Source organism: Pantoea sp. DY-17, from assembly GCF_019795975.1.
In the GTDB taxonomy this organism is placed as follows: Bacteria; Pseudomonadota; Gammaproteobacteria; order Enterobacterales; family Enterobacteriaceae; genus Pantoea; species Pantoea leporis.
Map to the genome: position 1 here is coordinate 53,140 of NZ_JAIMIG010000006.1, position 18,805 is coordinate 71,944.

The following is an 18,805-nucleotide window of genomic DNA, read 5'->3' on the forward strand; positions in this document are numbered from 1 at the left end:
CAAGGTATACACATTCAGTGCGCTACACCTTTTCCCACGCGGGAAAACCTGTTGAACTAGGCGCCTGCTTTCATCTGGCCGGGAGCCGTGAATGTCTTTGCTACATCTGTCGTCGCTGGCGGAGATCTCCGCCGTCGAATGGGATGCGCTGTTACCTGACGATCAACCGTTTTTACGCCACGCATTTCTCTTGTCACTTGAAGAGAGCGGCAGCGTGCGGCCCGAAAACGGCTGGCAGACGGATCACCTGCTGTGGCGCGAAAACGGCACGCTGCGTGCCGCGATTCCGGGCTATCGCAAACGCCATTCGCGCGGTGAATATGTGTTCGACCATGCGTGGGCGGATGCCTGTCAGCGCGCCGGTATTCCTTACTATCCGAAATGGCTGGGCGCGATTCCGTTCAGTCCGGTGACTGGCGCACGCCTGCTGGGCGATGAAGAAGCGGTGCTGAAACTGCTCAGCGTGCTGCCGGATAACCTCTATCAACACGGTCTGAGCGGCGCGCACATCAACTTCACCACGCCGTTCGCCAACCACATCATGCAGCAGCAGCCAGACTGGCTGGAGCGCCTCGGCTTGCAGTATCACTGGCATAACAAAGGCTACCGCGATTTTCAGGATTTCCTCGACACGCTGATGTCGCGCAAGCGCAAACAACTGCGTAAAGAGCGTGAGCAGGTGATGAGCAGCGGCTTTGAATTCAGCTGGTATCGCGGCGATGAGCTGCGCGAGGATCAGTGGGATTTTGTTTACACCTGTTATGCCAACACTTACGCGGTGCGCGGCCAGCGGCCCTATCTGACCCGCCACTTCTTTAGCCTGCTGGCGGAGCGCATGCCGCATTCGATTCGCGTGGTGATTTCCTCGCTACAAGGGCAACCGGCAGCGATGGCGTTCTGCTTAATGGACGGCAGCACGCTGTACGGCCGCTATTGGGGCTGTCTGGCGGAGTTTGATCGGCTGCATTTTGAAACCTGCTTCTATCAGGGCATGGATTTCGCCATCGCGGAAGGTGTGCAGCGTTTTGATGCGGGCGCGCAGGGCGAGCATAAGCTGGTGCGCGGCTTTGAGCCGCACATTACCCACTCGTGGCACTATCTGTGTCATCCCGGCTTGCGCGATGCGGTGGCGGATTTTCTGCTGCAGGAACGGGAAGGCGTGCGCGGCTGGGCAATTGAAGCGCGCGACGCCTTACCGTATCGGCGTGATTAATCCGCGCCGACAAAACCGCCGGTCTGATGCTGCCACAGGCGCGCGTAAAGTCCCCCGTGCGCGAGCAGTTCGCGGTGGTTGCCCATCTCGACAATCTCACCCTGCTCCAGCACCACCAGACGATCCATTTTGGCGATAGTGGAAAGACGGTGCGCGATAGCAATCACCGTTTTGCCCTGCATCAGCGTTTCCAGGCTCTCCTGAATCGCCGCTTCCACCTCGGAATCCAGCGCCGAGGTGGCTTCGTCCATGATCAGAATCGGCGCATCTTTCAGCAGCACGCGCGCGATGGCGATACGCTGACGTTGACCGCCCGACAGCTTCACGCCGCGCTCGCCCACGTGCGCATCCAGCCCGGTGCGGCCTTGCGGATCAGAAAGCAGCGGAATGAACTCGTCGGCGCGCGCGCGGATAATCGCCGCCTGCAACTCCTCTTCCGTCGCATCCGGACGACCATACAGCAGGTTTTCGCGAATTGAGCGATGCAGCAGCGACGTGTCCTGCGTGATCATACCGATTTGCCCGCGCAGGCTCTCTTGCGTCACTTCAGCGATGTTCTGATCGTCAATCACAATACGGCCGCTGTTGATGTCATACAGCCGCAGCAGCAGATTCACCAGGGTGGATTTACCGGCCCCGGACGGTCCAATCAAACCGATCTTCTCGCCCGGCTTGATGTTGAGGTTGAGGCGATTGATCACCTGACGACTGCCGCCATAATCAAAGCGCACATCCTCAAAACGAATCTGACCGCGCGTCACCTGCATGTTTTTCGCATTCGGTTCATCCTGCACGCTCAGCGGCTGCGCGATGGTATTCAGGCCGTCCTGCACCATGCCGATGTTTTCGAAGATGCCGTTCACCACCCACATGATCCAGCCGGACATGTTCACCAGACGGATCACCAAACCGGTCGCCAGCGCAATCGCGCCAACGCTGATCAGCGACTGGCTCCACAACCACAGCGCCAGGCCGGAGGTGCTGACAATCAGCAAGCCATTCAGCGTCGAGAGCGTGATATCCATGGTGGTGACCATGCGGCTGGCGTGCTGGGTTTTGTCGGTTTGCTCCTGAATGGCTTCGCGCGCGTAACGCTTCTCCAGATCGTTATGCGAAAACAGTTTGATGGTGGCGATGTTGGTGTAGCCGTCGACAATGGTGCCCATCAATTTCGAGCGCGCTTCCGATGACACCACCGAACGCTGTTTAACGCGCGGCACAAAGAAGCTCAGCGACACGCTGTAAGCCACAATCCAGATCACCAGCGGAATCATCAAGCGCCAGTCGGCTTCGGCGAACAGCACCAGCGAGGTCACCGCGTAAATCACCACGTGCCAGATGGCGTCCACCAGCTGTACCGCCGAATCACGCAGCGAGTTACCGGTTTGCATGATGCGCTGGGCAATGCGTCCGGCAAAATCGTTCTGGAAGAAGTTCAGGCTTTGACGCAGCACGTAGTTGTGATGCTGCCAGCGGATCATGCTGGTCATGCTCGGGTTAATACTTTGATGTACCAGCATATCGTGCGCAGCAATCACCACCGGACGCAGAATCAGCGCGACAAAACCCATCCACAGCAATATTTGCCAGTTATCGCTGAACAGCGAAGCGGGCGTCGAGTGATTAACCAGGTCAATGATGCGGCTGAGATAGCTGAACAGCGCCACTTCGATCAGCGCCTGCGCCAGCCCGACAATCAGCAGCGCGACAAAGCTCGGCCATACCTGACGCAGATAGTAGAAGTAGAACGGCCAGACGCTGGCGGGTGGGGAATCGGTTGGCGCATCCTGGAAAATATTGATAAAACGTTCAAAACGGCGATACAACATAGAATCACTCTTCCCGAAATGGTGAGAGTTAACAGCTTAGTGCATGTGAAAAGGGATTACCGACATGGATTTACACATTCGCGGTCGTGAGCCGGGCGATGCCGCCGCCTACCAACGCCTATACAGCCATCCTGAGGTCTATCGCTGGACCACGCAGCTGCCGTGCCCGAGCATAGCGACCTGGCAGAAAAAATTCGAAAAGATGGATGAGCTGGGATACATCGGCTTTGTTGCGGAGATTGAGGGTGCGATGGTCGGTGAGCTCACGCTGTTTGTCGAACAGCGTCCGCGTACGCGTCACAGCATCAGTTTTGGTATTAGCGTCGATCCGGCGTTTGGCGGGCGCGGCATTGGTGAAAAGCTGATCCGCAACGCGATGGATTACGCCTTCAACTGGCTCGGCATCATGCGTATTGAGCTGGAAGTGTTCCACGATAACCAACGCGCGCTGGGCCTGTATCAGAAGCTGGGCTTCGAGCGCGAGGGCGTGAAGCGCAAAGCCTGCCTGCGCGACGGCGAATATCACGATATCGTGCAGATGGCTAAACTAAAAAACTGATGGGTTTTGCGCAATAAATTGCGCCGCTACGGAATTGTGCACGCATTCGTAGCGGTGCGATTCATCGCTCGCGTTTGACCTTTTACTGACTCTTCTCAACGTACTTCTGCATATTCTCTTTGGTCACCAGCTCGAACGGGATCCACACGTGTGAATCCACTTTCTCGCCTTTGATCAGCTTCTGCGCCACATCCACCGACGTTTTGCCCTGGCCGACCGCATCCTGGAAAACCGTGACCTGAATTTTGTCCTGCGACAGCGCTTTCAGGCCGTCTGGCGTAGCATCGATACCGCCAATCAGCACCTTTTTATTGCTTTTAGCCAGCGCCATGGCCGCGCCTATCGCCATCTCATCGTTATTAGCCGCAACGATATCAATCGCTTCATCGTTGCCCAGCCAGCTATTCATCAAATCCATGCCTTCATTGCGCGCGTAGTTGGCGGGCTGTTTCTGTACCACTTTCATGCCGGGATATTTCGCCACCACTTGCTCAACGTCTTTGGTGCGTTGCAGCGCACCGGCGTCGGTCAGGTTACCGATCATGATCGCCACATTGCCTTTGTAGTTAGCCATTTTCGCCAGCGCTTCCATCTGCAAGGTGCCGGATTCACGCTCGTCGGAGCCGACAAACACCACGCCGGCCGGCAGCGATTTATCGCCCGGCGTGCGGTTGACGTACACCAGCGGAATTTTTGCCTGCTGCGCCAGCCTGGTGAGCTGCGGCGTGCTGGCGGAATCGACCGGATCGACGATGATCGCATCCATGCCCGCACCGATAAAACTCTGCACCTGATCGGTCTGACGTCCGACATCGCCGCGTGCATCTTCAAACTGAATATCAAGCCCACGCGCTTTGGCTTCTTTATCAATCGACTGGCGAATAATGGTGAGGAAGTTTTGATCGAAGTAGGCCATCGACACGCCAATTTTTTCCGCCAGCGCCGATAGTGACGCCGAGAGCAGGCCGAGCAACACAATCGCCTTGAGGATTTTCATCGCAGACTCCAGAGTAAGCTTGTTATTAGAATGAATGTTTCATCGATTTAAAAAATGGCTCAATGAAATCATTTTCAGCCTACGAGCCCGCCACCCGGCTGACAATCAGCAAGGTTGGATTTTGCAGCTAAGCGCACACTTTGCTCTCGGGTGCGTCTTACTTTGCGCGCTCATAGTTGCACTGCTAAGGATTTTCTTAGAGTTGGCGCACATTGCGGTGCAACAGCCTGCGGATTTTTGAGGTTCTGTGCAGCGCCGCACCTTGCTTTGTGCTGGCTGCCAATTCTGGCGCTAATTAGCACTGTCGATTCCGCCATTCGCCCAATGACCACGCCTGAAACCGCTTCCTATAGTTGCTGAACAGGGAAATAAAGCGGTATTCCGGCACGTTCATTTGAGGAATTCAGCCCATGCTAAAAGCCAATCATCGTCCACAGAACAGCCACGTACGCGTTGGGATCCTTTGCCTGATCCTGTTTCTTTCCGTGGTGGCGTATGCCGACCGCTCGATCCTGTCGATCTCAGGATCGGCGATCAAAGATGAGTTTGGACTTTCGGCGATCCAGCTTGGCTTGATCCTCTCGGCATTTAGCTGGGCCTATGTGATCGGCCAGATCCCCGGCGGCCTGTTTCTCGATCGCTTCGGCACCAAAAAAGTGTATGGCGTGACGCTGGCGCTGTGGTCGATCTCCACGCTGCTGATGGGCTTTGTCGGCGAGTTCTCCAGCGGCATGACCATGGCGCTCACGCTGATGTTTGCGCTGCGTTTCGCGCTGGGCCTGATTGAAGCACCGAGTTTTCCCGCCAATGCGCGCGCAGTGATCATGTGGTTCCCCAGCGCTGAACGCGGCCGTGCTTCTTCACTCTTTGCCTCGGCGCAATATTTTGCTGTCGCCATCTTTTCGCCGCTTTCCGGCTGGCTGGTGTCGCGCTTCGGCTGGGAATGGCCGTTCTTTGTGCTGGGCGGCATTGGCGTGCTGGCAGTGTTTGTCTGGATGGGCTTTATGCGCAGCCCACGCCATCATCCGCAGGTCTCGGAAAATGAATTGCGCTACATTGAGCAGGGCGGTGCGCTGGTTGATATCGATTCGGCACAAACGCTAAAAGCGCGTCCGCCGTTGAGCAAAGCGATGTTCAGGAAGCTGCTCAGCAACCGCATGCTGTGGTGCGCCTATATCGGCCAATACTGCATCATCGCGTTGAGCTACTTCTTCATTACCTGGTTCCCGATCTATCTGGTGCAGGCGCGCGGCATGAATATTCTTGATGCCGGTTTTGCCACCATCGCACCAGCGGTATTTGGTTTCCTCGGCGGCATCAGCGGCGGCTATATCTCTGATAAGTTGCTGGCGAACGGCTGGAGTTTATCCTGGGCGCGTAAAACGCCGTATATCGTCGGCATGCTGATGGCGGCATCGCTGGTTCTGGCGGCGGTGATCCCCAGCAACGTCGGCATTATCGCCATGATGTCGTTCGCCTTCTTTGGTAAAGGCGTGGCGGCGGGCGCCGGAACCTGGACGATTGTCAGCGATACCGCACCGAAAGAAGCGATTGGCCTGGCGGGCGCGATTTTTAATGGCATCGGCAATATGGCGGGTTTTATCACGCCGCTGCTGTTCGGCATCATCGTCGGCTTAACCGGCAGCTACAGCATCGGGCTGGTGTTTGTCGGCGCGCACTGCGTGGTTGCTGCACTGCTGTTTCTGCTGGTGATGGGACCGATTGAACGCGTTGGTGCGGAGCAGAATCTCGTAGCCTCTTATGAAAATCCTGAGAAAGCGCGCGGCATTAAAGCGGTTTAATCATCGGCTCATAAATTTTTGGAATCCCGATCTGAAATTCGTTATGATGTTAAAAAATGCACTTGAGCACAGTGCGTTAGTGCAATAAGTTGCCCACCATGTTTACATCAGGTGTGGTAGTAGATGAAGGGTTCAATTCACAGTTTCAGGGACGATTGGCTGCGATTATTTTTTGTTTATGCAACACCGCATAAGCATATCCCGGCCATGATTGAGTCCGCATTGGCGCGCAAGCTCGACATCATCCATGCCGCAACATCGCATCATGATTTGCGTTCACCACCGGGTAATCGCTTTGAGGCCTTAAGACCTCCGCTATTGGGGTATTATTCAATACGGATAAATGAGCAGTATCGACTAATTTTTCAATGGGTTAATGGCACGGCAAGAGATCTCTATCTCGATCCACACACTTATCGTAAACACCGCTAGCAGCCACTTGTGGCCAACTGCTAACCGTTAAAGAGAAGCAATAATGAAACAGGCGATGCGTAAACCGACCAGCGTTGGCGATGTTCTGCAGTACGAGTTCCTCGAGCCGCTTAACCTCAAAGTGAATGACCTGGCAGAGATGTTGAACGTGCACCGCAATACAGTCAGTGCATTGGTGAATAACAACCGTAAACTGACCACCGAAATGGCCTATAGGCTGGCAGCTGTTTTCGATACTTCAGTCGATTTTTGGCTGAATCTGCAGCGCCATTTGGATCTATGGGAAGTGGAAAACGATGCCAGAACACAGGAAGAGTTGAGCAGGGTAACGCCGTTAAGTGCCTTTCTGGCGCAGCGTTCAGCGGTTGTAGCCTAAAATCATGGTCGCCATAAATGGCGATCCAACGACGTAAAATTCGCATTTATACGTACCTCGCGCGCAAACCTCACCGATCGCACAAATCCACTCTGAAGATTTTTTGCTCAGCTGCCGATACCTCCTTACCACCCACTGATATTAAGGAGCGATATCGTGATAAAGCTGATTAATGTTGACGAACTGCGGCAGGGAATGTTTATCCACAAACTGGAGGTTTGGTGGGTCAAAGATAAGCGCATTCGCAACCAAATGCTGATCACTGATAAACGCCAGATCGCGATGATCCGCAATGAGGGGATCCTGCAGTTATGGATCGATCTCGACAAATCGGTACAGGCACCCGTCACGCCTGCGCCGAAAAAAGAGATTCCTCAAACCCCGTTTTTCCAGGAGATGGATCAGGCGCAAAGCATCTTCAATCAGGGGAAACCGCAGGTGCTGGCGATGTTTAACGAGGCGCGCATGGGGCAAGGCCTCGACCTCGATTACACCCTTGATCTGGTTGATCAAATTGCCGGTTCGATCACCCGCGAACCCACGGCGCTGCTGAGCGTGGCGCGCCTGAAGAATCACGACGATTACACCTATCTGCACTCAATGGCGGTGTGCGGTTTGATGATCTCGCTCGGCAAAAAAATGGGCCTCGATGAGCATCAGCTGCGGCGCGTTGGTATGGGCGGTTTGCTGCATGATGTGGGTAAAGCCGCGGTGCCGCTGGAGATTCTCAACAAACCCGGCAAGCTCAGCGATGAAGAGTTCACCGTGATGCGTCAGCATCCGATTGTGGGCGCGCAGATGCTAATGGAAGCCAATGCCGGTGAAGATCTGCTGGATATCGCGCTGCATCACCATGAAAAGTATGACGGCAACGGTTATCCGCACGGACTGAAAGGCGACGAAATCTCACTGTATGCGCGCATGGCATCGGTATGCGACGTCTATGATGCCGTTACCTCGAATCGCCCTTATCGCAAAGGCTGGACGCCTGCCGAAGCGATGCACAACATGTTGAGCTGGCGTGGCCATTTCGATAACACGCTGCTGCACGCCTTCGTGCGCACCATCGGTATTTATCCGGTGGGATCGCTGGTGCGACTGGCTTCCGGGCGCGTGGCGCTGGTGGTACAGGCGGGCGAAAAATCGCTGCTTAAGCCCAAAGTGCATGTGTTCTGGTCGTTGCACGCGCAGCGCGAAGTAAAACCGGAAGCGCTCGATCTTGGCGACAGCTTCTGCACCGACAGCATCACCGGCGCGGAAGACAGCGGCTTATGGCAGAACATCGATCTGAACCGCATCTGGGCGTTAGAAAGCGCTTAATTCTTCACCATTTTTATACTTTATTTACGCCCGCTTCCCGCCTTTTTACCTCTTCTTTATGCCGCGCCGCGCATGCTTGCAGCACTAACAAAATCCTCTGGAGGTTGCTGTGAGCGTGGGCGTGATAGCCGGCATCGTGCTGGTGTTTGTTCTTCTGGGCTACCTGATTTATGCCCTGCTTAATGCGGAGGCATTCTGATGGCGGCGAATGCATTTATGCTAATTGCGGTGTTTCTGCTGGTACTGATGGTGCTGGCACAACCGCTGGGACGTTATCTCGCCCTGTTTGTCGCTGACAAGCCGCTGCTGCCGCGCACCGAACGCGCGCTGTGGCGACTGGCCGGTGCCGACGGCGATGCCATGCGCTGGCCGCACTATCTGCTGGCGATTCTGCTGTTTAACGCGCTGGGTTTTGCCTTGCTGCTGCTGATGTTGATGACGCAGGCTGCGCTGCCGCTGAACCCGCAGCATCTGCCTAATCTCAGCTGGGATCTGGCGCTCAATACCGCTATCAGCTTCGTCACCAACACCAACTGGCAATCCTACGCCGGGGAAAGCACGCTGAGCTATTTCAGTCAGATGGCGGGCCTCACGGTGCAGAACTTCCTGTCGGCGGCGACCGGTATCGCCGTGGCGTTTGCGCTGATTCGTGGTTTTGCCAACCGTTCGCTGGATACGCTCGGCAACGCATGGCGTGACCTGACGCGCATTACTGTTTACGTGTTGCTGCCAATCAGCCTGGTTATCGCGCTGTTCTTCGTCAGCCAGGGCAGCATTCAAACCTTCGAACCGTACCATGCGCTCACCACGCTGGAAGGCGCGCAGCAGACGCTGCCGCTCGGTCCGGTGGCATCGCAGGAAGCGATCAAAATGCTCGGCACCAACGGCGGCGGTTTCTTCAACGTTAACTCGGCGCATCCGTTCGAAAACCCGACGGCGCTGACCAACTTCGTACAGATGCTGAGCATCTTCCTGATCCCGGCGGCGCTCTGTTTCACCTTTGGTCAGCATCTGGGCGATCGTCGTCAGGGCCACATGCTGCTGTGGGCGATGACCATCATGTTTGTGCTGGCGGTGATCACCGTGATGTGGGCCGAACTGCGTGGTAATCCGCACTTCCTCGCGCTCGGCGCGGATAGCGCCATCAACATGGAAGGCAAGGAGACGCGCTTCGGCATTCTCAACTCCAGCTTGTTTGCGGTGATCACCACGGCGGCGTCGTGCGGTGCGGTTAACGCCATGCATGACTCCTTCACCGCGCTCGGCGGCATGGTGCCGATGTGGTTGATGCAGCTGGGTGAAGTGGTGTTCGGCGGCGTCGGTGCTGGCCTGTACGGCATGCTGCTGTTCGTGCTGCTTGGCGTGTTTATCGCCGGGTTGATGATCGGTCGCACGCCAGAGTACATGGGCAAAAAAATCGACGTATGGGAGATGAAGATGACCGCGCTGGCGATCCTGGTGACGCCAACGCTGGTGCTGCTCGGCACCGCGCTGGCGATGATGACCGACGCCGGTCGCGCCGGTATGGCCAATCCTGGTATTCATGGCTTCAGCGAAGTGCTGTACGCGGTTTCCTCTGCATCCAATAACAACGGCAGCGCCTTCGCCGGACTGAGCGCTAACACGCCGTTCTGGAACCTGCTGCTGGGCTTCTGCATGTTGGTGGGCCGCTTCGGCATCATCATTCCGGTGCTGGCGATTGCCGGTTCGCTGGCGGCGAAGAAAATTCAGCCAGTCGGCAACGGCACGCTGCCAACGCACGGCCCGCTGTTTATCGCGCTGCTGATTGGCACCGTCTTGCTGGTGGGCGCATTGACGTTCATCCCCGCGCTGGCATTGGGCCCGGTCGCGGAACATCTGCAATCAATTCAGGGATAACGGAATCATGAGTCGTCAACAACTGGCGCTGTTTGATGCGGCGCTGACCCGCGTTGCCATGCTGGATGCGCTGAAAAAACTCGATCCACGCGTGCAGTTCCGCAACCCGGTGATGTTTTTGGTGTGGATCGGCAGCGTGCTGACCTCGGTATTGGCGGTGGGCATGGCCAGCGGCGCGCTCAGCGGTAACGCGGGCTTTACCGCCGGCGTCGCCATCTGGTTGTGGTTCACCGTGCTGTTCGCCAACTTCGCCGAAGCGCTGGCGGAAGGGCGCAGCAAGGCGCAGGCCAACAGTCTGAAAGGCATCAGTAAAACCAGCGATGCGAAAAAACTGGCCGAAGCGCGCTACGGCGCTGCCTGGCACAACGTGGCGGCCGATACGCTGCGCAAAGGCGATGTGGTGCTGGTGGAAGCCGGTGACATCATTCCGTGCGACGGCGAGGTGCTGGAGGGCGGCGCATCAGTGGATGAGAGCGCCATCACCGGTGAATCCGCGCCGGTGATCCGTGAATCGGGCGGGGATTTCTCCTCGGTGACCGGCGGTACGCGCATTCTTTCCGACTGGCTGGTGATTCAGTGCAGCGTCAATCCGGGCGAAACCTTCCTTGACCGCATGATTGCGATGGTGGAAGGCGCGAAACGCCGTAAAACGCCGAACGAAGTGGCGCTGACCATTCTGCTGGTGTCGCTAACGATTGTGTTCCTGCTGGCGACCGCCACGCTGTGGCCGTTCTCAGCGTATGGCGGCACGCCAGTCAGCATCACGGTGCTGGTGGCGCTGCTGGTGTGTTTGATCCCCACCACCATCGGCGGCCTGCTGTCGGCCATCGGTGTGGCGGGCATGAGCCGCATGCTGGGCGCGAACGTTATCGCCACTAGCGGCCGTGCGGTGGAAGCGGCGGGCGACGTCGATGTGCTGATGCTGGATAAAACCGGCACCATCACGCTTGGCAACCGTCAGGCGACGCAGTTTCTGCCCGCGCCGGGTGTCAGCGAACAGCAGCTGGCCGATGCGGCGCAGCTGGCATCGCTGGCCGATGAAACGCCGGAAGGGCGCAGCATCGTGGTGTTGGCGAAGCAGAAATTTAACCTGCGTGAGCGTGACTTGAGCAGCATGGGGGCGAGCTTCATTCCCTTCTCGGCGCAAACGCGCATGAGCGGCGTGAACGTGCAGGATCGTCTGATCCGCAAAGGCGCGGTCGATGCGGTTCGTCGCCACATTGAAGCCAATCATGGCCGCTTCCCGTTAGAAGTGAATGCCGCCGTGGAAGAAGTGGCGCGCGCTGGCGGCACGCCGCTGGTGGTGGCCGAAGGCGCGCAGGTGCTGGGCGTGGTGGCGCTGAAAGATATCGTCAAAGGCGGCATCAAAGAGCGCTTTGCCGAGCTGCGCAAGATGGGCATCAAGACGGTGATGATCACCGGCGATAATCCGTTAACCGCGGCGGCGATTGCGGCGGAAGCGGGTGTCGATGACTTCCTGTCGGAAGCGACGCCGGAAGCCAAGCTGGCGCTGATTCGTCAGTATCAGGCCGAAGGGCGCTTAGTGGCGATGACCGGCGACGGCACCAACGACGCACCGGCGCTGGCGCAGGCCGACGTGGCGGTGGCGATGAACTCGGGAACCCAGGCGGCGAAAGAGGCCGGCAACATGGTCGATCTCGACTCGAATCCGACCAAGCTGCTGGAAGTGGTGCACATCGGTAAACAGATGCTGATGACGCGCGGTTCGCTTACCACCTTCAGTATCGCCAACGACGTGGCGAAGTATTTCGCCATTATTCCGGCCGCGTTTGCCGCCACCTATCCGCAGCTCAACATGCTCAACGTGATGGGGCTGCATTCGCCGAACTCGGCGATTTTGTCGGCGGTAATTTTTAACGCGCTGGTGATTGTGTTCCTGATCCCGCTGGCGCTGAAAGGCGTGAGTTATCGTCCGCTGAGCGCGGCGGCGCTGCTGCGTCGCAACCTGTGGATTTACGGTGCGGGCGGATTAGTGGTGCCGTTTATAGGTATTAAAGCCATCGACCTGCTGCTAACGCTGCTTGGTCTGGCTTAAGGAGAAGAGAAATGAGTCAGTTACGTCCGGCTATTGTATTGTTACTGGTGCTTACGCTGCTCACCGGCGCGGTCTATCCGCTGCTGACCACCGGTCTGGCGCAGTGGTGGTTCCCATCGCAGGCCAACGGTTCGCTGATTGAGCAGGATGGCGCGGTACGCGGTTCCGAGCAGATTGGGCAAATGTTTAATCAGCCGGGCCACTTTTGGGGCCGACCTTCCGCTACCGGCGATGCGCCTTATAATGCGTTGGCCTCCAGCGGCAGCAATCTGGCAGGCAGCAATCCGGCGCTGGATAAAGCGGTAGCGGAACGCGTCGCCGCGCTGCGTGCGGCGAATCCGCAAGCGCCCAAAGCGGTGCCGGTGGAGTTGGTCACCGCATCGGCGAGCGGATTAGATCCGGATATTTCGCCAGAAGCTGCGTTGTGGCAGGCACCGCGCATCGCCGCCGCGCGCAAGATGGCGCTGAAAGATGTCGAGGCGCTGATTGTGCGCCACACCGAGCGCCCGCTGCTGCCGTTTGTTGGCGAAGAGACGGTAAACGTGCTGCGTCTGAATCTGGCGCTGGATGATTTACAAGGATAAACACCTCGCGCAATGCATTGCGCCGCTACGGTATATGCACGCAATCGTAGCGGCGCGATTCATCACGCTGTTTTTACGATGGACGATCGATGAACGACGATATTGCCCGCCCCGATCCCGATGCGCTGCTGCTGAACCACAGCGACAGCCATCGCGGTAAGCTGAAAATCTACTTTGGCGCCTGTGCGGGCGTGGGCAAAACGTTTGCCATGCTGCAGGAGGCGCAGCGCCTGCGGGCGCAAGGTCTCGACGTGTTAGCCGGCGTGGTAGAGACCCACGATCGTGCAGAGACCGCCGCGCTGCTCAACGGGCTGGCGCTGTTGCCACGGCGAACCACCGGCCGTTCGCGCCACGCCGAATTCGATCTCGATGCCGCGCTGGCGCGCCATCCGGCGGTGATCCTGATGGATGAACTGGCGCACACCAACGTGCAGGGTTCGCGTCATCCCAAGCGCTGGCAGGACATTGAAGAGCTGCTCGAAGCGGGCATTGACGTCATCACCACCGTTAACGTCCAGCATCTGGAAAGCCTGAATGATGTGGTCGGCGGCGTCACCGGCATTCAGGTACGTGAAACCGTGCCCGATCCCTTTTTTGATAGCGCCGACGAAGTGGTGCTGGTGGATCTGCCGCCGGACGATCTGCGTCAGCGGCTGAAAGAGGGCAAAGTCTACGTCGGCGACCGCGCCGAACGCGCCATCGAAAACTTCTTCCGTAAAGGCAATCTGTTCGCGCTGCGTGAGCTTGCGTTGCGTCGTACCGCCGATCGCGTGGATGACCAGATGCGTGCCTGGCGCGATCGGCAAGGCCGCGACAAAGTGTGGCACACGCGTGACGCCATTCTGCTGTGCATCGGCGACGATACCGGCAGCGAAAAGCTGGTGCGCACCGCCGCGCGTTTAGCGGCGCGGCTCGGCAGCGAATGGCACGCGGTGTATGTGGAAACGCCGCGCCTCAATCGGCTGCCGGAAGCGCGCCGTCGCGCCATTTTACGCACGCTGCAACTGGCGCAGGAACTTGGCGCTGAAACCGCCACGCTCTCCGATCCCGATGAAGCGCGCGCGGTGCTGCGTTACGCGCGCGAGCACAATCTCGGTAAAATCGTGACCGGCCGTCAGCCACAACGGCGCTGGCGGCGCGACAGCTTTGCCCAGCGCCTCGGCGAACTCGGCCCGGATCTCGATTTGCTGGTGGTGGCGCTGGATGAACCGGTGCGCGATGCGCCGCATCCGCTCGGCGGCCAACGCGCCAGCAACGAAAAATGGCGGCTCTATCTGCGCGGCTGTGTGATGGCGCTGCTGCTGTGTATTTTGGTCACCGGCGTCGGCCGCTGGCTGCTGGTGGCGTTTGATCCCGCCAACAGCGTGATGATTTATCTGCTGGCGGTGGTGCTGGTGGCGCTGCGCTATGGCCGCTGGCCGTCGGTGTTCGCTACGGTGATCAACATCATCGCTTTCGACCTGTTCTTTGTCGCGCCCACCGGCACCGTTGCGGTGTCGGATTTGCAGTATCTGGTGACCTTCGCGGTGATGCTGGCGGTGGGCGTGATTGTTGGGAATCTGACGGCGGGCGTGCGCTATCAGGCCAAAGTGGCGCGCTACCGTGAACAGCGCGCGCGGCATCTGTATGAGATGGCGAAAGCGCTCGGCAGCGATTTGACGCCGCAGGATATCGCCACCACCAGCCAGCGCATCATCGATGTCACCCTGCAGGCGCGCAGTTTGCTGCTGCTGCCGGATGAGCAGGACGAGCTGCAAACCGTGGGCGATACGGCGATCGGTACGCCGCCGGATCTGGCCATCGCCAAATGGAGTTACAGCAAAGGCCAACCGGCGGGCGCGGGCACCGATACCTTGCCCGCGGTGCCGTACCAGATTTTGCCGCTGAAAAGTGGTAATCACTGTCTCGGCTTGCTGGTGGTGGAACCGGAAAACCTGCGTCAGCTGATGATCCCCGAACAGCAGCGTTTACTGGAAACCTTCACCGTGTTGATTGCTAACGCGCTGGAACGCATGGCGCTGTCGCACAGTGAAGCGGCGTCGCGGCTGGCCGCCGAGCGCGAGCAGCTGCGCAATGCGCTGCTGTCAGCGCTGTCGCACGACCTGCGCACGCCGCTGACGGTGCTGTTTGGTCAGGCGGAGATGCTGATGCTCGATCTCGCCAGCGAAGAGTCGAAGTATGTCGACCAGGCCAATCAGATTCGTGAACAGACGCTGAGTACTATCCGGCTGGTGAGTAACATGCTGGATATGGCACGCATTCAATCCGGCGGACTCAATCTGCGCGAAGAGTGGGTGGCGCTGGATGAGGTGATTGGCGGCGCGCTGAGCAGCATGGGCCCGTCGCTGAAGGGCCATGAATTTATCCTCGATTTACCCGAGATGGTGCTGATCAAAGGCGACAGCGCCATGCTGGAGCGCGTGTTTACCAATCTGATCGAAAACAGCCTGAAATACGCAGGCAACGCGGCGCAGCACGGTATTCGGGCGTGGCGCGATCGCGATCGGTTGGAGATTGCGGTGTGGGACAGCGGTCCCGGCATCGCGCCGGAGAACCTCACGCGTATTTTTGACAAGTTTGCGCGCGGTGATAAAGAGTCGGCGGTGCCGGGCGTCGGCTTGGGTTTGGCGATCGGTAAAACCATTATCGAATCCCATCGCGGGCGCATCTGGGCGGAGAATCGGCCGGAAGGCGGCGCGGTGTTCCGTTTGTCATTGCCGCTGCCCGCCGCGCCTGAAATTTCTGAAGAAGGGCTGAAATAACTTCACATAAGTTCGGTTATACTCGCCCACTTGTCTGTTGATTAATGGGAACTTATGGAACGTTTTATCGAAAACCTGATGTATTCATCGCGCTGGCTGCTGGCTCCGGTTTACATGGGACTTTCGTTGGGCCTGCTGGCGCTGACCATCAAATTCTTCCAGGAAATTTTTCACCTGTTGCCGCACGTCTTCAGCATTGCGGAGAACGATTTGATTCTGCTGCTGCTGTCGCTGGTGGATATGACGCTGGTCGGCGGTTTGCTGGTGATGGTGATGCTCTCGGGTTACGAGAACTTTGTCTCCAAGCTGGATATTGATGAGCACAGAGAGAAGCTGAGCTGGCTCGGTAAAATGGACTCCGGCTCGTTGAAAAACAAAGTCGCGGCCTCGATTGTGGCGATTTCGTCGATTCACCTGCTGCGTATCTTTATGGACGCGCGCAACATCGAAAACGATAAGCTGATGTGGTACGTGATTATCCACCTGACGTTTGTGCTGTCGGCCTTTGTAATGGGCTGGCTGGATAATATGTCGAAGGGGGATAAGAAAGCGGTGAAGATGTAGTTTGTGCGCGCTGTCCCTCACCCCAGCCCTCTCCCGCAAGCGGGCGAGGGGGCTGACCGTGCTACCATCGGCACAAGCGGGTGAGGGGGCTGACCGTGCCGCCATCGGCACAGTGGGCGAGGAGGCTGACCGCGCTACCATCGGTTCCCTCTCCCGTTGGGAGAGGGTTAGGGTGAGGGAAAACCGCTACCGCGTCGCTGGCTGCGTCCCGGCTAACTTCGGCATCACGTCCCGAATCATGGCGAAAAACTTCTGTAACCGCGCCGGATAGTAGCTGGCCCACGGATAAGTTAGCCACACCGGCAGCGGCGGCGCTTGCCACTCCGGCAACAGCTGAATCAAATCCCCTTTCGCTAAATCCTCCTGCACCACCCACGATGACACCACCGCCGCGCCCATCCCGGCAACGGCGGCTTTGCGCACCGCGTATAAACTGTCGCTGGCGAGGCGCGGGGCAATCGCCAGGTTCACCGGCTTGCCATCGTTAATACGCTGCAGGGCGATTTCGTTGCGATAAAAACTGGTCAGCGCCAGCCAGGGCAGGTTGGTGAGCTGCGAGACGTCCTCAATCGGCGGGTGCGCGGCCAGCAGCGACGGTGCCGCCACCACAAAGCGCGGCACTTCCGCCAGTAACACCGCTACGATTGAAGCATCGCTGGGCGCACCGACCTGAATGGCGCAGTCGATGTTTTCGCTGATGAAGTCTGGCGTGCGGTCATTCAGCGTCCACTCCACGTTTAAGCGTGGATAGCGATGCAGATAATCAATCAGCGGTTCAATCAGCTGATCCTGACCAAACGCATGCGGCGCCCGCACGCGCAGCGTGCCAATCGGGTCGTCGCTGGCGCCGGTGAGATCATCCTCCAGCGCGTGCCAGGTCGCGACCAGCTGACGCGCCTGCGCATAACAGCGCTCGCCATCGTCGGTGAGTTTCAGCGCATGCGTGGTGCGCATAATCAGTTTGAGACCGAGCCGCTGCTCAAGCGCCTGCAGCCTTCGGCTGATGGTGGGCTGCGTGGTGCCGAGCTGGGCGGCGGCGGCGGAGAGCGAGCCGCTCTCGACGATGCGGATAAAGGTCTGCATCAGTTCGATACGATCAAGGCTGGATGGGTTGTTCATACGTACCGCGCATAACAGTTCTGTGTTTGAGCAGTCTACCGCGTATGGCGGCAACGCGCTTTAATAAGCGCACTTTCACGGGGGAATCCACTATGTCAGCTATATCAACGTCAGCCATGCCAGCTGAAAAACTGCCCGCGCCGCTGGTCTTTACGCTCGCGGCCGGTGCCGGACTCAGCGTCGCATCGATTTACTACAGCCAGCCGATGCTGGATATCATCAGCAAACAATTCAACGTTGGGATTGGCAGCGTCGGCATGGTGCCAATGCTGACGCAAGCCGGTTACGCGCTGGGGATTCTGCTGCTGGCTCCGCTTGGCGACCGCCACGATCGTCGCACCATTATTCTGATTAAAGGTTTGCTGCTGGTTGCCGCGCTGCTGCTGTGTGGCTTCTCGGGCGGATTGAACGCCTTGCTGATCGCCAGCTTCGTCACCGGTTTAACCGCCACCGTGGCGCAGGACATCGTGCCCGCTTCAGCGGCGTTAGCGCCGGAGCGCAGCCGCGGCAAAATCGTCGGCACGGTAATGACGGGATTGCTGGTGGGGATTTTGCTGTCACGCGTGGTAAGCGGCGTGGTGGCGGAGTATTTCGGCTGGCGCACCATGTACATGATTGCGGCGGCGGCGGTGTTGCTGATTAGCGTGGCGCTGTGGCGCGTGCTGCCGCGCTTTACGCCGGGCACGTCGGTGAGCTATCCGCGTTTGCTGCTGTCGCTGGCGCATCTGTGGCAGCACCATCAAACGCTGCGCCGCGCCGCGCTGGCACAAGGTTTGTTGTCGGTGGGCTTTAGCGCCTTCTGGTCAACGCTGGCGTTAATGCTAAGTCAAAACTTCCATCTGGATAGCGCGGTCGCTGGCGCATTCGGCCTTGCGGGTGCGGCAGGCGCTCTAGCCGCGCCGTTAGCGGGCAGTGTGGCGGATCGCATCGGTCCGGCGCGTGTTACGCAGTACGGTGCCACGCTGGTAATGGTGTCGTTCGCGCTGATGTTCCTGCTGCCGCTGCTGCCGATGCCGGCTCAGCTTGGTCTGATTATCATCAGCACCATCGGTTTTGATTTGGGGGTGCAGGCCACGCTGGTGGCGCATCAGACGCTGGTTTACAGCCTGGCACCAGAAGCGCGCAGCCGCCTTAACGCCTTGATGTTTACCGTTGTTTTCATCGGCATGGCGACCGGCGCGGCGCTGGGTAGCCTGGCGCTGGCACATTGGGGCTGGACCGGCGTGGTCGCACTCGCAACATTGGCCGCTGCGCTTGCCTTGATGATTCGCCTCGCAAGCCGTCATCTGAAAAACTGATCGCCTAACATGTGCC

At 58.3% G+C, this 18,805-nt stretch carries 16 protein-coding genes; 13 read left to right on the top strand and 3 right to left on the bottom strand.

The genetic code is table 11. The features are described from left to right. Positions 1-91: 91 nt before the first annotated feature. Positions 92-1,213, top strand: a complete 1,122-nt coding sequence (locus K5Y33_RS21140) for a GNAT family N-acetyltransferase (protein WP_222235045.1) — start codon at positions 92-94, stop codon at positions 1,211-1,213. Here K5Y33_RS21140 and K5Y33_RS21145 read toward each other — a convergent pair. Beyond that, positions 1,210-3,042, bottom strand: a complete 1,833-nt coding sequence (locus K5Y33_RS21145; protein ID WP_110867683.1) for an ABC transporter ATP-binding protein — start codon at positions 3,040-3,042, stop codon at positions 1,210-1,212. The genes K5Y33_RS21140 and K5Y33_RS21145 overlap by 4 nt on opposite strands. A gap of 64 nt (positions 3,043-3,106) precedes the next feature. Between K5Y33_RS21145 and K5Y33_RS21150 the strand changes: the two genes are divergently transcribed. Continuing rightward, positions 3,107-3,601 carry a GNAT family N-acetyltransferase gene (locus tag K5Y33_RS21150; protein WP_222235046.1) on the top strand — a complete coding sequence of 165 codons (495 nt, stop codon included), beginning with the start codon at positions 3,107-3,109 and terminating at the stop codon, positions 3,599-3,601. Between the two features lie 82 nt (positions 3,602-3,683). Here the strand turns inward: K5Y33_RS21150 and K5Y33_RS21155 are convergent, their stop codons facing one another. Next, positions 3,684-4,598, bottom strand: coding sequence for a sugar ABC transporter substrate-binding protein (locus K5Y33_RS21155; RefSeq protein WP_110867681.1), 915 nt, complete (start codon positions 4,596-4,598; stop codon positions 3,684-3,686). Between the two features lie 410 nt (positions 4,599-5,008). On the opposite strand from K5Y33_RS21155, the gene K5Y33_RS21160 reads away from it, so the two are divergent. The 10 genes from K5Y33_RS21160 (at position 5,009) to K5Y33_RS21205 (ending at position 16,372) form a co-directional block, all read left to right on the top strand. Then, complete coding sequence (locus tag K5Y33_RS21160; RefSeq protein ID WP_222235047.1) at positions 5,009-6,400, top strand: MFS transporter; 1,392 nt, start codon at positions 5,009-5,011, stop codon at positions 6,398-6,400. Between the two features lie 123 nt (positions 6,401-6,523). Beyond that, positions 6,524-6,832 (top strand): type II toxin-antitoxin system RelE/ParE family toxin, encoded by a 309-nt coding sequence (locus K5Y33_RS21165; RefSeq protein ID WP_101762747.1) that lies wholly within the window; start codon positions 6,524-6,526, stop codon positions 6,830-6,832. 43 nt (positions 6,833-6,875) lie between these two features. Continuing rightward, positions 6,876-7,208: a HigA family addiction module antitoxin gene (locus tag K5Y33_RS21170; protein WP_101762746.1), complete on the top strand. Its 333-nt coding sequence runs from the start codon at positions 6,876-6,878 to the stop codon at positions 7,206-7,208. 156 nt (positions 7,209-7,364) lie between these two features. Then, positions 7,365-8,528, top strand: coding sequence for an HD-GYP domain-containing protein (locus K5Y33_RS21175; protein WP_210081407.1), 1,164 nt, complete (start codon positions 7,365-7,367; stop codon positions 8,526-8,528). Positions 8,529-8,637: 109 nt separating this feature from the next. After that, positions 8,638-8,727 carry a K(+)-transporting ATPase subunit F gene (gene kdpF, locus K5Y33_RS21180; protein WP_081113208.1) on the top strand — a complete coding sequence of 30 codons (90 nt, stop codon included), beginning with the start codon at positions 8,638-8,640 and terminating at the stop codon, positions 8,725-8,727. Further along, positions 8,727-10,406 (top strand): potassium-transporting ATPase subunit KdpA, encoded by a 1,680-nt coding sequence (gene kdpA / locus K5Y33_RS21185; RefSeq protein ID WP_222235048.1) that lies wholly within the window; start codon positions 8,727-8,729, stop codon positions 10,404-10,406. Before kdpF ends, kdpA begins: the two co-directional genes overlap by 1 nt. Before the next feature lie 7 nt (positions 10,407-10,413). Beyond that, complete coding sequence (kdpB, locus tag K5Y33_RS21190; protein ID WP_137386708.1) at positions 10,414-12,462, top strand: potassium-transporting ATPase subunit KdpB; 2,049 nt, start codon at positions 10,414-10,416, stop codon at positions 12,460-12,462. A gap of 11 nt (positions 12,463-12,473) precedes the next feature. Continuing rightward, a complete protein-coding gene (gene kdpC / locus K5Y33_RS21195) occupies positions 12,474-13,046 on the top strand; it encodes a potassium-transporting ATPase subunit KdpC (protein WP_137386707.1) in 573 nt (190 codons plus the stop codon). Positions 13,047-13,135: 89 nt separating this feature from the next. Then, positions 13,136-15,808: a two-component system sensor histidine kinase KdpD gene (gene kdpD, locus K5Y33_RS21200; RefSeq protein WP_222235049.1), complete on the top strand. Its 2,673-nt coding sequence runs from the start codon at positions 13,136-13,138 to the stop codon at positions 15,806-15,808. 54 nt (positions 15,809-15,862) lie between these two features. Next, entirely contained in the window at positions 15,863-16,372 is a 510-nt protein-coding gene (locus K5Y33_RS21205; RefSeq protein WP_101762740.1) for a TIGR00645 family protein, read from the top strand. A 186-nt stretch (positions 16,373-16,558) separates the two neighbouring features. Here K5Y33_RS21205 and K5Y33_RS21210 read toward each other — a convergent pair whose 3' ends face one another. Further along, positions 16,559-17,491 carry a LysR family transcriptional regulator gene (locus tag K5Y33_RS21210; RefSeq protein WP_192236937.1) on the bottom strand — a complete coding sequence of 311 codons (933 nt, stop codon included), beginning with the start codon at positions 17,489-17,491 and terminating at the stop codon, positions 16,559-16,561. 92 nt (positions 17,492-17,583) lie between these two features. Here K5Y33_RS21210 and K5Y33_RS21215 point away from each other — a divergent pair, with 92 nt between their 5' ends. Further along, positions 17,584-18,789 carry an MFS transporter gene (locus K5Y33_RS21215; protein ID WP_101762738.1) on the top strand — a complete coding sequence of 402 codons (1,206 nt, stop codon included), beginning with the start codon at positions 17,584-17,586 and terminating at the stop codon, positions 18,787-18,789. Positions 18,790-18,805 lie beyond the last annotated feature (16 nt).